At 69.0% G+C, this 12,895-nt stretch carries 12 protein-coding genes; 7 read left to right on the forward strand and 5 right to left on the reverse strand.

The genetic code is table 11. The features are described 5' to 3' along the window. The first annotated feature begins 194 nt into the window (after positions 1-194). Positions 195-455 (forward strand): hypothetical protein, encoded by a 261-nt coding sequence (locus tag AO398_RS12715; RefSeq protein WP_058192404.1) that lies wholly within the window; start codon positions 195-197, stop codon positions 453-455. A 38-nt stretch (positions 456-493) separates the two neighbouring features. Here AO398_RS12715 and AO398_RS12720 read toward each other — a convergent pair whose 3' ends face one another. The 4 genes from AO398_RS12720 to AO398_RS12735 form a co-directional block, all read right to left on the reverse strand. Then, positions 494-892, reverse strand: a complete 399-nt coding sequence (locus tag AO398_RS12720) for a type II toxin-antitoxin system VapC family toxin (RefSeq protein WP_058192405.1) — start codon at positions 890-892, stop codon at positions 494-496. Continuing rightward, positions 889-1,155: an AbrB/MazE/SpoVT family DNA-binding domain-containing protein gene (locus tag AO398_RS12725; RefSeq protein ID WP_058192419.1), complete on the reverse strand. Its 267-nt coding sequence runs from the start codon at positions 1,153-1,155 to the stop codon at positions 889-891. The genes AO398_RS12720 and AO398_RS12725 overlap by 4 nt, the downstream gene beginning before the upstream one ends. A 204-nt stretch (positions 1,156-1,359) precedes the next feature. Further along, positions 1,360-2,265: a neutral zinc metallopeptidase gene (locus AO398_RS12730; protein WP_058192406.1), complete on the reverse strand. Its 906-nt coding sequence runs from the start codon at positions 2,263-2,265 to the stop codon at positions 1,360-1,362. Positions 2,266-2,392: 127 nt separating this feature from the next. Then, positions 2,393-3,277: a uracil-DNA glycosylase gene (locus AO398_RS12735; RefSeq protein ID WP_082643259.1), complete on the reverse strand. Its 885-nt coding sequence runs from the start codon at positions 3,275-3,277 to the stop codon at positions 2,393-2,395. A 282-nt stretch (positions 3,278-3,559) separates the two neighbouring features. Here AO398_RS12735 and AO398_RS12740 point away from each other — a divergent pair, with 282 nt between their 5' ends. The 5 genes from AO398_RS12740 to AO398_RS12760 all read left to right on the forward strand — a co-directional run bounded on the left by AO398_RS12740 (position 3,560) and on the right by AO398_RS12760 (position 10,507). Then, the gene (locus AO398_RS12740; protein ID WP_058192421.1) at positions 3,560-5,233 is read left to right on the forward strand and encodes an electron transfer flavoprotein-ubiquinone oxidoreductase; all 1,674 of its coding nucleotides are present in this window, start codon (positions 3,560-3,562) and stop codon (positions 5,231-5,233) included. 70 nt (positions 5,234-5,303) lie between these two features. Beyond that, positions 5,304-5,996, forward strand: coding sequence for a hypothetical protein (locus AO398_RS12745; protein WP_058192407.1), 693 nt, complete (start codon positions 5,304-5,306; stop codon positions 5,994-5,996). Further along, on the forward strand, positions 5,983-6,579 hold the full coding sequence (locus AO398_RS12750) for an RES family NAD+ phosphorylase (RefSeq protein WP_244498753.1): 597 nt from the start codon (positions 5,983-5,985) through the stop codon (positions 6,577-6,579). Before AO398_RS12745 ends, AO398_RS12750 begins: the two co-directional genes overlap by 14 nt. A gap of 141 nt (positions 6,580-6,720) precedes the next feature. Then, complete coding sequence (locus tag AO398_RS12755; protein ID WP_058192408.1) at positions 6,721-8,589, forward strand: tetratricopeptide repeat protein; 1,869 nt, start codon at positions 6,721-6,723, stop codon at positions 8,587-8,589. Between the two features lie 244 nt (positions 8,590-8,833). Then, positions 8,834-10,507 carry a formate--tetrahydrofolate ligase gene (locus AO398_RS12760; protein WP_058192409.1) on the forward strand — a complete coding sequence of 558 codons (1,674 nt, stop codon included), beginning with the start codon at positions 8,834-8,836 and terminating at the stop codon, positions 10,505-10,507. Positions 10,508-10,805: 298 nt separating this feature from the next. Here the strand turns inward: AO398_RS12760 and AO398_RS12765 are convergent, their stop codons facing one another. Beyond that, complete coding sequence (locus AO398_RS12765) at positions 10,806-12,170, reverse strand: 8-oxoguanine deaminase (protein ID WP_058192410.1); 1,365 nt, start codon at positions 12,168-12,170, stop codon at positions 10,806-10,808. A 161-nt stretch (positions 12,171-12,331) separates the two neighbouring features. On the opposite strand from AO398_RS12765, the gene AO398_RS12770 reads away from it, so the two are divergent. Continuing rightward, positions 12,332-12,895, forward strand: a 564-nt coding sequence (locus tag AO398_RS12770; protein WP_058192423.1) for a MarR family transcriptional regulator, incomplete at its 3' end; no start/stop codon positions are given.

Below are 12,895 nucleotides of genomic sequence, written 5' to 3' on the forward strand. Positions count from 1 at the left end.
CGGCATGGATCGAGACGGCGCAAAGACGGAGCCGGAATCACGGGCGTCCGGATGCCTCACACGACGTCGGTCGCGGACCGGGAGCCAAGCGCCGGCTGGGCCGTTGCCCCGCGCCATGCCTTCGGTTGGGCATCATCGTCTTCTAGACGCCGGCGAAGACCTTTCGGGCCGATGCCCCTGAGACGAGGACCACGATGCTGTTCGGTTGGTGGAAGACGAGCCTCGACATGGCCATGCTGGGCCTCGAGGCGCAGGGGGTGATCGCCCAGCGCATGGCGATGTTCGCGGTGGGCGGCCCGGCCGCGCAGATCGAGGCGCAGCGCATGGTGACCGAGAAGATCATGGCGGCCAGCGAAGCGGCCCTGATGGTCGCCTCCGGCGCCTCGAACAGCAAGGTGATCCGCAGCTACCGCCGGAAGGTCCAGGCCAACGCCAAGCGGCTGAGCAAGGGCTGATTTCTCCCAGGTCGGAGGTTCTCCGACCAACTCCGCACTTAGGAAAGAAGCTTCGCCGCCTCTCCTTGCCGAGACAGCAGCGCTACAGCCGCCCGTTCGAACGAGACGAAGGTCTCGCCGCCGAGACAGCGGCCTTCATGGGCGATGACACCGTCGGCGAAGTCGCCGCCGGCCTCGAGCAGCCCGAGCCCGGCTTCTACGGCGGGCCGGTTCATGGTGACGTTCCCGGTCTCGAGCAACGCGCGCAGCGCGGATGCCACATCCGCGATCGCGAGCTTGGCCCCGCGCCGGAGGATCCAGACCAGCTCGCACAGGCACGGTAACGGGATCGCGATCGTGGTCGCATCCATGAGCAGCTTCCGCGCCGTGCGGCCCTGCTCAGGATCGTCCATCAGGATCGCCCAGGCCAACACGTTGGTATCGACGGCGATGTTCATGCGTCGTCCGGCACGCCGGACCAGCCCGCTTCAGCAATGGCGTTCATCGCCTCGATCGTCAGAGGCTTGTCCAGCGTCACTTTTCCATCGAGGGCATGGAGGAACTTGTCGATCGTGCCGGATGGCCGGGCCGCCCGCACGCGCAACTCACCACCAGGCAGTTTCTCGAAGTCGATTCGCTCCCCGGGTTTGATGCCGAGGTGCCGTAGCAGGTCACGTTTCAGGGTGACCTGTCCTTTCGCCGTCACGGCGAGGGACGCCATCGCGCTCTCCATCATTCGGACCGGATCGAACGGGAATGCGAAACGACATGCGCGTCAAGCCTGGAGCCCTGTCGCCAGGATGCCGGAGGGGGCAAGACGGTCCCGGCCAATGCCCTTCGCTGAGACCGCTCGTGAGAGGGGACGCTGGACGGGGAGCTTTCGCCGTCCTCGCTTCGCTACGCTCGCGGAAGCCCTGAGCCAGCCTCAGTTGTTCGCCGTCCGGAACGTGTCGCAGGCCTTGGTCTGACCGCTCTTGTAGCCGGCGGTGAACCAGCGCTGGCGCTGGGCCGAGGAGCCGTGGGTGAAGGAATCCGGCACCACGTAGCCCTGCGAGCGCTTCTGCAGCGAATCGTCGCCGATCTGGGCGGCGGCGTTCAGGGCCTCGTCGATGTCGCCCTGCTCCAGCTCGGCGTACTTGTCGTTGGAGTTCTTGGCCCAGACACCGGCGAGGCAATCGGCCATCAACTCGATCCGCACCGACAGGGCGTTCGCCTCGGTCTTGCTGGAGGCCTGCTGCTGGCGGGCCTGGACCTTGCCGAGAATGCCGAGCACGTCCTGGACGTGATGGCCGACCTCGTGGGCGATGACGTAGGCGTAGGCGAAGTCACCCTTCACGCCGAACTTGGTCGCCATCTCCTTGAAGAAGCCGGTGTCGAGATAGACCTTCTTGTCCAGCGGGCAGTAGAACGGCCCCATGGCAGCCTGGGCCGAGCCGCAGCCCGAGCGGGTGCCGCCGGTATAGAGCACTAGGGTGGTCGGAGTGTATTGCTTGCCGGTCTGCTGGGGCAGGATCTGGCTCCACACATCCTCGGTGTTGCCCAGGATTTTCGAGGCGAACCGGCCGCTCTCGTCCGTCGGCGCCTGGCGCCGCTTGGACTGGGTCTGCGGGTCGGCCTGCTGCTCCTGCTGGCCGCCGCGGCCGATCTGCTGGGCGCCGCCGATCAGGATCGCGGGGTTGATGCCGGTGAAGTAGCCGATGATCATCAGCACCACGATGGTGCCGATCCCGAGGCCGCCCGCGCCGCCGCCCGGGAAGCCCATGCCACCGCCGCCACCCTCTCCGCGGCGATCCTCGACGTTGTCGGAGCTGCGTAGATCGTCCCAGCGCATGGTCCCGTCCTGATGCCGCGCAGGAGGGCGCGGTCCTAACTCTGCATCGCCCGTGTCCGAAAGCCGCAGACAGCGTTCCGGACGAAGCTCTAATGACGGGAGGGAACGCCCGGTTCCGCGCCTGCCGTCAAGCTTTCCCGTCCAGGAGCCCGCGCAGGGCGCGGAAATCGCGCCAGGCCAGGCGCTTCTGGACCGGTTGGCGCAGCAGGAAGGCCGGGTGGAGCGTGGCCAGCAGCTTCGCCTCGCGGGTCGGCAGCTTGTACGGGAACAGCCGGCCGCGGGTCCGCAGAATGCCGTCCTTCGTGCCGGTCAGGGTCTGGGTCGCCGGGGCGCCGAGGCAGACGATCACCTCCGGGTCCACCAGCTCGATCTGGCGCTCGACGAAGGGCCGGCACACCGCCACTTCCTGGGGGGTCGGGTTGCGGTTGCCCGGGGGCCGCCAGGGGACGATGTTGCCGATATAGGCGCTGGTCCGGTCGAGGCCGATCGCCGCCATCATCTTGTCGAGGAGCTGGCCCGAGCGGCCCATGAACGGCTTGCCGATCCGGTCCTCGTCCGCGCCCGGCGCCTCGCCGAGAAACATCACCCGGGCCTCGGGGTTGCCGTCGGCGAAGACCAGGTTCTTGGCGGTGAAGCGCAGCGGGCAAGCGTCGAAATCCGCCAGGATCTTTTCCAGCTCGTCGAGGCTCTTGGCCTCCCGGGCCCGGGCCCGGGCATCGCTCGCCGCTTCGTCCGGCTGGGCGCTCGCCGCCCGCCCGAAGGTGCTGGGCGGGGCTGCCGGCGGCGGTGAGCCCGGGGGCGGTACGAGCAAATGGGACTGGACAGGAACGGGCCGGGCCGCCGCGGCCGGGCGCCGGGGCGCCCGCAGGGTCGGCGCCGGCGTGTCGGCCTCGCCGAAGCGGTCATGCGGCTGCTCGTCCAGGATCGCGTCGGCGCCGGCCTCCACGTGGAAATCGAGATAGGCGATGAGGTCGGCTTGCGCGTCGTTGGGGCTCGGCATGCTGATCAGCATGTGGGGCGCTCAATGCCTGTGGACAACTCTTGAAACCCGCTCGACGCCAAGGACTTGCGTGACCGAACCGCGCGGCCCCGGACGCCGGTCCATGCCCGTCGGTTACCACTGAGTCGCCCCGAGCCCGTCCGCATTCCCCACCCATGCGGCATAGGGGAGCTTTCGCTCAAGTCCGGGCTCCGGCAGCTTGCCTTTCCAGCTTGGAATCGCTTGAGACGGCAGCACGCAATGCCGATCCGGCAACGGATCGGGCCAATCGACAAGAAAACAGGAGGCTCGACGATGGCGCTGCCCGAACGCGAAAGCATGGATTTCGACGTGGTCGTGGTCGGCGCCGGCCCGGCCGGGCTCGCCACCGCGATCCGCCTGAAGCAGCGCGCCGCCGAGATCGGCGAGGACATCTCCGTCGTCGTGGTCGAGAAGGGCTCCGAGGTCGGCGCCCATATCCTGTCGGGGGCGGTGATCGATCCGAACGGTCTTGACCTGCTGGTGCCGGACTGGCGCACCGATCCGGAGCGGCCGCTGAAGACCGAGGTCCGGCGCGACGAGTTCATGATGCTCACCAAGAACAGCGGCGTCACCCTGCCGAACGTGTTCTTCCCCAAGCTCATGTCGAACCACGGCAATTTCGTCGGCTCGCTGTCGAACGTCTGCAAGTATCTCGGCGTCCAGGCCGAGGCGCTCGGGGTGGAGATCTATCCGGGCTTCCCGGCCTCCGAGGTGCTGTTCGACGAGTCCGGCGCGGTGGCGGGCATCGCCACGGGCGATCTCGGGATCGGCAAGTCCGGCGAGCCGCGCGACGACTATACCCGCGGGATGGAGCTGCGCGGCAAGTACACGGTGTTCGGCGAGGGCGCCCGGGGCAACCTGACCAAGGGCCTGGTCCAGCGCTTTGCCCTCAACCGGCACAGCGACCATCAGAAATATGGGCTCGGCGTGAAGGAGCTCTGGCAGCTGCCGGATTCCACCTTCGAGCCGGGGCTGGTGCGCCACACGATGGGCTGGCCCCTGCCCAACAAGGCCGGCGGCGGCTCCTGGCTGTACCACTTCGACGACAACCTGCTGTCGGTCGGCTTCGTCACGCACCTGAACTACGAGAACCCGACCCTGTCGCCGTTCGAGGAGTTCCAGCGCTTCAAGACCCATCCGATGATTGCCGAGACCTTCGCGGGCGCCAAGCGCATCGGTTACGGTGCCCGGGCGATCATGGAGGGCGGCTGGCAATCGGTGCCCAAGCTCGTCTTCCCCGGCGGCTGCCTGGTCGGCTGCTCGGCAGGCTTCGTCAACGTGCCGCGGATCAAGGGCTCGCACAACGCGGTCCTATCCGGGATCCAGGCGGCGGACGCCATCGCGGACGCCCTGAAGGCTGGCCGCGCCGGCGACGAGCTCACCGCCTACGAGGCCGGCTGGCGCGACAGCCCGATCGGGCAGGACCTCAAGGCCGTGCGCAACGTCAAGCCGCTCTGGTCGCGCTACGGCACCCTGGTGGGCGTCGGGCTCGGCGGCATCGATATGTGGACCACCAGCCTGCTCGGCACCTCGCTGTTCGGCACGCTCAAGCACGGCAAACCGGACCATGCCTGCCTCAAGCCGCTCTCGGAGGTGACGCCGATCACCTACCCCAAGCCCGACGGCAAGCTGACCTTCGACCGGCTCTCCTCGGTCTACCTGTCGAACACCAACCACGAGGAGGACCAGCCGCCCCACCTGAAGGTCCGGGACATGGAGCTGCAGAAGCACTCCGAGCACGACGTCTACGGCGGCCCCTCGTCCCGCTACTGCCCGGCCGGCGTCTACGAATGGGTGGAGGACGCATCCGCCAGCGACGGCGTGCGCTACCAGATCAACGCGCAGAACTGCGTCCACTGCAAGACCTGCGATATCAAGGACCCGAACCAGAACATCGACTGGGTGACGCCGGAGGGCCCGGGCGGGCCGAACTATCCGAATATGTGAGGGCCCCTCGTCCGATCTGGACAATCCGCACAATCCGAACGAGATTGTGCGGAGAGAGGGGGCCACCGAGATGGCACGGGATTCAGTAGCCTGGCCGGACGCGCTCGACATCCGGTCCGACGACGTGCTGGCCATGCTTCGGAGGCGCAATCCGGAGGCCGAGCCGGAGGCGTTGCGGCACACCGCCAGCCTGATGGCAGCGGTCGGTCGGGCCGTGGAGCAGGGCGATCTCGTTCGGGCCATGCACGCCGTGCTGGATCATCTGAAAACAGAGAGATCGGTCTCAGGATCAAGCGAGCCCGGTGATGAAAAGCCGCAGAAGCTCATCCTGAAGCCGCTCGGCGCTGTCGAAGTGAGCCGCGGAGCGGCACCGGGCGAGACGATCGATCGTCGGGACGGCCTGAAGCAGATTGCGGCTCGTGCGCTTCCCTTGAGGCTCGAGGACTGGGCCGGTTCCCTCGCGGGCGCGGGCGAGCTCGCAGCCAATCTTGGGATCGCGCGGTCCACCCTCCAGGATTGGCGGCGCAGCGGCGCGGTCGTGGGCTTGCTGAAGGGAACGCGCAAGCACCTGTTCCCTCTCGCCCAGTTCGTCGACGGCCGTCCGGTCGCGGGGCTCGCCGAGGTGCTGGCGATCGTCGGTGATCCACGCACCGCCTGGCTCTGGCTCGTCGAGCCCTACGCGCGCGGCGGATCGCCGCTCGAAGACCTGAAGCGGGGACGGGTCACTCCCGTCGTCGATGCGGCCCGTGATGACTTCGCGTGAGCTGAGGCTCGATCACGCGGTTCTCGCCAGCCTCGCCATCGCCTTCCAGCCGCTCGGCTATTACCGCGTCACGCCCCTGGCACACCAAGCGACGCCGCTCGGCATGGGGTTCGGGCGGTCGCGCTTCTCCAGTCCGGACAACGGCTTCAAGGTCCTCTACCTCGCCGTGGACCTGACGACGGGCGTGGCCGAGACGCTGATCCGCGATCGTTTCGAGAATCGCCTCCGGCGCCGGATCGGCGCAACGGAAATCGCCCGCTGGGGCGTGACACGGGTGAGCGCATCCAGTCCGATGACCGTCGTCGACCTGCGCACCACCGGCCTGATCCGGCTCGGCGTCCCGACGGATGCCGGCCGCGCCAAGGCGCATCGCTACGGCCCCCGCCTCAGTGGCGTGATCCATGAGACGAGCGATGCCGACGGCATCCTATACGGCTCGCGCCTGACCGGCGCGTCCTGCTGCGTCGTCTACGATCGCGCCGTCCCGAAGCTGACGGCGGAGCCCGTCACGGAACTCCTGCAGCACGCTGCCCTCACCACCGTACTCAGCAGCTTGGCCGTGGAAGTCGTGATGTCCGCCTGAGACCATCCGGCCCCCCCGCGCCATCCTTTCGCCTTGCGGGGCTGGCGGGATGAGTCCAGTGTCCCCAGCGATTTTCGGGGATGCCCCGCCATTCTCGCGCCCGGCCCTCGTAGGCCGGCGCCCAGGAGCCGCGACCGGTTCATGATGACAACACGCGCCCGTCGGAGCGTCTCGGCGCTCGCCCTGATGCTTGCCGCCGGTCTGCCCCAGACCGTTCTGGCCGCTCAGCCGCGCGAGTCGGCCCCGCTGCTCGAATACGAGCCCGCGGAATCCCTGGAAGGCAACTTCCTCTCCGCCTACATCGCGGGTGCCGCCCGGGACACGGCGGCGGCGGCGAGCTTCTACCGTGAGGCGGTCAAGGCCGATCCGCGCAATGCCGAGCTGGTCGAGCGCGCCTTTATCTCGCTGCTCGCCGACGGCGCCCTGCCGGACGCGTTCCGGGCCGCCGAGAAGCTGATCGCGCGCGATCCCACCAACGGGCTCGCCAACCTCTCCCTCGGGGTGCGCCAGATCAAGGCCGGCCAATGGGCCGCCGCCCGCCAGAACTTCTCCCGCAGCGGCCGGGGCGCGGCCACCGACCTGACCGCGACCCTGCTGACCGCTTGGTCCTATGCCGGCGCCGGCGACGGCAAGAAGGCGCTGGAGACGGTCAACAAGCTCCGGGGCGAGCGCTACTACAACACCTTCCGCGACTACCATGCCGGCCTGATCGCCTCGGTGATCGGCGACAATGCCGAGGCCGAGCGGCGCCTCAAGGCCGCCTACGAGGCCGACCGCAACACCCTGCGGATCGTCGACGCCTATGCCCGGCTCGAGGCCAGCCTCGGCCGCACCGACCTGGCGATCCAGGCCTATTCCGACTTCGACCAGCTCTCGCCCCGGCACCCGCTGGTGCGCGACGCCCTGGACAAGCTCAAGGACGGCAAGCCGCTGACCCGGCTGATCGGCACCGCCCAGGAGGGCGCCGCCGAGGTGCTGTACGGGCTGGGCTCGGCGGGCTCGACGCAGGGCGACGAGCTGCCCGCGGTGATCTACCTGCGGCTGGCGCTCTACCTCGCCCCCGATCACGCGCTGGCCCGGCTGACGCTCGCCGACACGCTGGACCGGATGAAGCAGACCGAGCGGGCCAACGAGGCCTACGCGCAGATTCCCGCGACCTCGCCGCTCAAGCTCAACGCCGACATCCAGATCGGCCTCAACCTGGAGCAGATGGGCAAGGGCGACGAGGCGCTGGCCCATCTCGATGCGGCCATGAAGGCCCACCCGGACGACATCGACGTGATCACCGCGCTGGGCAACGTCCAGCGGGCCCGCAAAAAGTACGAAGAGGCGGCCGCCACCTATACCCGCGCCATCGACCTGATCGGCGACCGGCCGCTGTCGAACTACTGGACGACCTTCTACTTCCGCGGCACCGCCTACGAGCGTGCCAAGCAATGGCCCAAGGCCGAGGCCGACCTGAAGAAGGCCCTGTCGCTGGTGCCCGCGAGCCAGCCGGCCGCCAAGGCGCAGGTGATGAACTACCTCGGCTATTCCTGGGTCGATCAGAAGATCAACATCGACGAAGCGTTCAAGCTGCTGCAGCAGGCCGCCGATGCCAGCCCCCGGGACGGCATGATCGTCGACAGCCTCGGCTGGGCCTATTACCGCCTCGGCCGCTGGGACGATGCGGTGCGCGAGCTCGAGAAGGCGGTCGAACTGAAGCCCGGCGACCCGACCATCAACGACCACCTCGGCGACGCCTACTGGCGGTCGGGCCGGCGCCTCGAGGGCAAGTTCCAGTGGCAGCACGCCAAGGATCTGAACCCCGAGCCGGACGACCTCGCGCAGATCAACGAGAAGCTCAAGGACGGTCTGCCCGACACCGACAAGCCCACCGCCACCGCCGAGACCACGCCGGCCCCGGTCGCCGTGCCGCACAACGCCGAGAACCCGGAACTGCCCAAGGGCGCGCCCCAGCCCCACGAGGCGCCGGGCGCCGCCGACAAGGCCAAGAAGTCGGGGGGCTGACGGCCCCCCCGCGCGTTGATCTTCTCCGGACCGGCAAGACTAATTTGTCGGCCGGCTCATAAAAATCGACGCGCTTTTCCGGCCGGTTTGACGCACAGTGCCGCTGCTGCTCGTCGGGCGGCTTCGCCGTGCGTCTGCGCCCGTGCGAGACCGGCGCAGCAGGACATCGCGAGGCAAGATCCCCGTACGATAACAGTCGGCGGGTGGGCGGGCGCTGTGCCCGCAGAGCCAGGGAGGAACGCCCATGCCCTCAGATATCGAGATCGCCCGCGCCGCGACCCTCAAGCCGATCGCGCAGGTCGCCGAGAAGCTCGGCATCCCGGATGAAGCGCTGCACAATTACGGCAAGCACATCGCCAAGCTCGACCACGGCTACATCGCCGGGCTGGAGGGCAAGGCGCCTGGCAAGCTCGTGCTGGTGACGGCGATCTCCCCGACGCCCGCGGGCGAGGGCAAGACCACCACCACGGTGGGCCTCGGCGACGCGCTGAACCGCATCGGCGAGAAGACCATGATCTGCCTGCGCGAGCCCTCGCTCGGCCCCTGCTTCGGCATGAAGGGCGGGGCGGCCGGCGGCGGCAAGGCCCAGGTCGTGCCGATGGAGCAGATCAACCTGCACTTCACCGGCGACTTCCACGCCATCACGTCGGCCCACAGCCTCGCGGCGGCGCTGATCGACAACCACGTCTACTGGGCCAACGAGCTCAATATCGACGTGCGCCGCATCCACTGGCGCCGGGTCGTGGACATGAACGACCGGGCCCTGCGCCAGATCAACCAGTCGCTGGGCGGTGTCGCCAACGGCTTCCCCCGGGAGGACGGGTTCGACATCACGGTCGCCTCCGAGGTGATGGCGGTGTTCTGCCTCGCCAAGGATCTCGCCGACCTGGAGGAGCGCCTCGGCCGGATCGTCATCGCCGAGACCCGCGATCGCAAGCTCGTCACCCTCAAGGACGTGAAGGCCACCGGCGCCATGACGGTGCTGCTCAAGGACGCCCTGCAGCCGAACCTGGTGCAGACCCTTGAGGGCAACCCGGCCCTGATCCATGGCGGCCCGTTCGCCAACATCGCCCATGGCTGCAATTCGGTGATCGCCACCCGGGCGGGCCTGCGGCTCGCCGACTACACCGTGACCGAGGCCGGGTTCGGCGCCGATCTGGGCGCGGAAAAATTCCTGGACATCAAGTGCCGTCAGGCCGGCCTGACCCCCTCGGCGGTCGTGGTGGTGGCCACGATCCGGGCGCTCAAGATGCATGGCGGCGTCGACAAGAAGAGCCTCGGATCCGAGAATATCGGCGCCCTGGAGAAGGGCTTCGCCAACCTCGCCCGGCACGTGACCAACCTGCGCGGCTTCGGCCTGCCCGTGGTGGTGGCGGTCAACCACTTCTACGCCGACACCGATGCCGAGCACACCCGGCTCAAGGAGCTGTGCCGCGAGCGCCTCGACGTCGAGGCGATCACCTGCCGCCACTGGGCCGAGGGCGGCGCCGGTGCCGAGGACCTGGCCCGGGCCGTGGTGCAACTCGCCGCCGCGGAGCCTGCGCCGATCCGCTACGCCTACGAGACCGAGGCGCCGCTTTCGGAGAAGATCCGGGCGATCGCCACCAAGCTGTACGGCGCCGCCGACATCCAGATCGAGAGCAAGGCTGCGGGCAAGCTCGCCACCTTCGAGAAGGACGGCTACGGCCACCTGCCGATCTGCATGGCCAAGACCCAGTACTCGTTCTCCACCGACCCGAGCCTGATGGGCGCCCCCGAGGGCCACGTGGTCGGGGTGCGCGACGTCCGGCTCTCGGCCGGTGCCGGCTTCGTGGTGGCGATCTGCGGGGAGATCATGACCATGCCCGGCCTGCCCCGGGTACCCGCGGCGGACACGATCCGGCTGGATGCGGATGGGCAGATCGACGGGCTGTTCTGAGCGGGAGCGCTCGGCTGCGCCTCTGTAGGCAAGGATGTTCACACATCGCTGCTGAATGAGGCCGACGGCCAGACGCACGCGCGGCTCCCTCCCCCCTATGCGGGAGAGGGGAGCGACGGTGCAGGATAGGGCGCTCGCCTTCACGCCCGCTCTGCTTCATCTGGAAACCGGGGTCCCCTCTCCCGACCCCTGCTGACGCAGGGGCCACCCTCCCCCGCAGAGGGGGGAGGGAAGGCGCGCTTGGCGCCGCCCTTAGCCGTCGTCCGGTACGCGGTGGGAGTCCAATAGCCTTCGAGCTTCACCCCACCCCGAACAGCTCTGTCGCCAGCCGCGAATGGTCCTCCCGCAGGCGAACCGCATCGACGCCCAGCGGCTGGCCGTCGATCACCCGCCATTGACCCGCCACCATCACCCGGTCGGCCCGGGTGGCGCCGCACAGGATCAGGGCGGCCAGCGGGTCGTGGGCGCCGGAGAAGCGCAACTCGTCCAGGGTGAACAGGGCAAGGTCGGCCTCCCGGCCCGGCTCGATCCGGCCGATATCGGAGCGGCCCAGGCAGGCGGCCGAGCCCTCGGTGGCCCAGCGCAGGGCGTCGAGATGGGTCACGGTCTCGGCTCCGTAGGTAAGCCGGTTCAGCATCAGCGCGTGGCGGACCCCCTCCATCAGGTTCGAGCTGTCGTTGGACGCTGAGCCGTCGACGCCGAGGCCCACGGGGGAGCCCGCCGCCTCCAGCTCACAGGTGCGGCAATGGCCGGATGCCAGGGTCATGTTCGAGGTCGGGCAATGGCACACGCCGACCCCGGCCTTGCCGAGCCGGGCGACCTCGGCATCGTTGAAATGGATGCCGTGGGCGAGCCAGACCCGGTCGCTCATCCAGCCGACCTCCTCCAGGTAATCCACCGGGCGGCAGCCGAACATCGACAGGCAGAACTGGTCCTCGTCCAGGGTCTCGCCGAGATGGGTGTGCAGGCGGCAGCCGTGCCGGGCGGCGAGGTCCGCGCTCTCACGCATCAGGCGCTTCGTCACCGCAAACGGCGAGCACGGCGCCAGCCCGACCTGAACCATCGCCCCGGGGGCAGGATCGTGGAACAGGTTCAGCACCCGCTCGCAATCGGACAGGATCGTGTCGTCGTCCTGGGTCAACGTCTCCGGGGGCAGGCCGCCCTCGCGATCGGACAGGCTCATCGAGCCGCGGGTGATGGCGGCGCGGATCCCGAGGTTTCTGGCCTCCTCGACCTGGATGTCGACCGACTGCTCCAGACCCTTCGGGAACAGGTAATGGTGGTCGCCTGCCGTGGTGCAGCCCGAGAGCAGCAGCTCGGTATAGGCCACCCGGGTGGCGAGCCGGAATGCTTCGGGGGTGATCCGCCCCCACACCGTGTAGAGCGCCTTCAGCCACGGAAACAGCGGCTTGTTGATCGCGATCGGGTGCGCCCGCGTCAGGGTCTGGAAGGCGTGGTGATGGGTGTTGATGAGCCCCGGGATGACCACGTGGCGCGACGCGTCGAAAGTCTCGTCCACCGGGGATGCCGGCTGCCCGCCCGCGGCGACGCGCTCGACGATCCGGCTGCCCGCCACCACGATGCCGCCCCCGGCCTCCTCCGCCAGAATGGCCAGCGGATCGCGGATCCAGAGGCGGCGGGCCCGTGCTTCGGCGTCGCTCATGCTGTTCCTTTCGGGGCCTCGAATCTGGTCCGGACCGGTATCGGACCCGGCGCGGCGGTCCGCAAGTCCAAGGTGGGTCGCACGCGGCTGTCTCGCGGGCGGATGTCCCCGGGCTTGACGCTCCCGGGCGGCGCTGAGACATGTCAGCGGGACTGACCTTCTTGCCACCCGGACGGTCCCCACGTGACGGTCTGCCCCCCGTGACCTCATCGGCACAGCGCGACGGCGCCGTCGCATCCGGGCTCTCTCCCGGTTCCGCATCTGCGTCCCGCGCGGCGGACCCGGCGCAGGCCCTCGGCAGCGACGACCTGATCGAGCTGCTGTTCTTCGCCTACCGGGATTTCGTCGGCGATCCCGACCGGATCCTGGCCGCCTATGGCTTCGGCCGGGCGCATCACCGGGTGCTGCACTTCGTCGACCGCTATCCGGGACTGACCATCGCGGAGCTGCTCGACATCCTGCGGATCACCAAGCAGAGCCTCAACCGGGTGCTGAAGGATCTGATCGGGCAGGGCTACGTCGCCCAGAAGACCGGCCCGAGCGACCGGCGCCAGCGGCTGCTGTTCTGCACCCCCGCCGGCGCGGAGCTGGCCGCCGACCTCACCCGGGTCCAGGCCCGCCGCCTGGCCCGGGCGCTCGCCGCGCCGGACGCGCTGGGCTCCCCGGAGGACTTTCTGATGGCGATGATCGAGCCGGCCGCCGGGGCGGCGGTGCGGCGCCTGATG

Source organism: Methylobacterium sp. GXS13, from assembly GCF_001455965.1.
Classification (GTDB): Bacteria; Pseudomonadota; Alphaproteobacteria; order Rhizobiales; family Beijerinckiaceae; genus Methylobacterium.

Coding starts and splice junctions, on each gene's coding strand:
- AO398_RS12715 (WP_058192404.1), top strand. CDS start 195: ATGCTGTTCGGTTGGTGGAAGACGAGCCTCGACATGGCCATGCTGGGC.
- AO398_RS12720 (WP_058192405.1), bottom strand. CDS start 892: ATGAACATCGCCGTCGATACCAACGTGTTGGCCTGGGCGATCCTGATG.
- AO398_RS12725 (WP_058192419.1), bottom strand. CDS start 1,155: ATGGCGTCCCTCGCCGTGACGGCGAAAGGACAGGTCACCCTGAAACGT.
- AO398_RS12730 (WP_058192406.1), bottom strand. CDS start 2,265: ATGCGCTGGGACGATCTACGCAGCTCCGACAACGTCGAGGATCGCCGC.
- AO398_RS12735 (WP_082643259.1), bottom strand. CDS start 3,277: ATGCTGATCAGCATGCCGAGCCCCAACGACGCGCAAGCCGACCTCATC.
- AO398_RS12740 (WP_058192421.1), top strand. CDS start 3,560: ATGGCGCTGCCCGAACGCGAAAGCATGGATTTCGACGTGGTCGTGGTC.
- AO398_RS12745 (WP_058192407.1), top strand. CDS start 5,304: ATGGCACGGGATTCAGTAGCCTGGCCGGACGCGCTCGACATCCGGTCC.
- AO398_RS12750 (WP_244498753.1), top strand. CDS start 5,983: ATGACTTCGCGTGAGCTGAGGCTCGATCACGCGGTTCTCGCCAGCCTC.
- AO398_RS12755 (WP_058192408.1), top strand. CDS start 6,721: ATGATGACAACACGCGCCCGTCGGAGCGTCTCGGCGCTCGCCCTGATG.
- AO398_RS12760 (WP_058192409.1), top strand. CDS start 8,834: ATGCCCTCAGATATCGAGATCGCCCGCGCCGCGACCCTCAAGCCGATC.
- AO398_RS12765 (WP_058192410.1), bottom strand. CDS start 12,170: ATGAGCGACGCCGAAGCACGGGCCCGCCGCCTCTGGATCCGCGATCCG.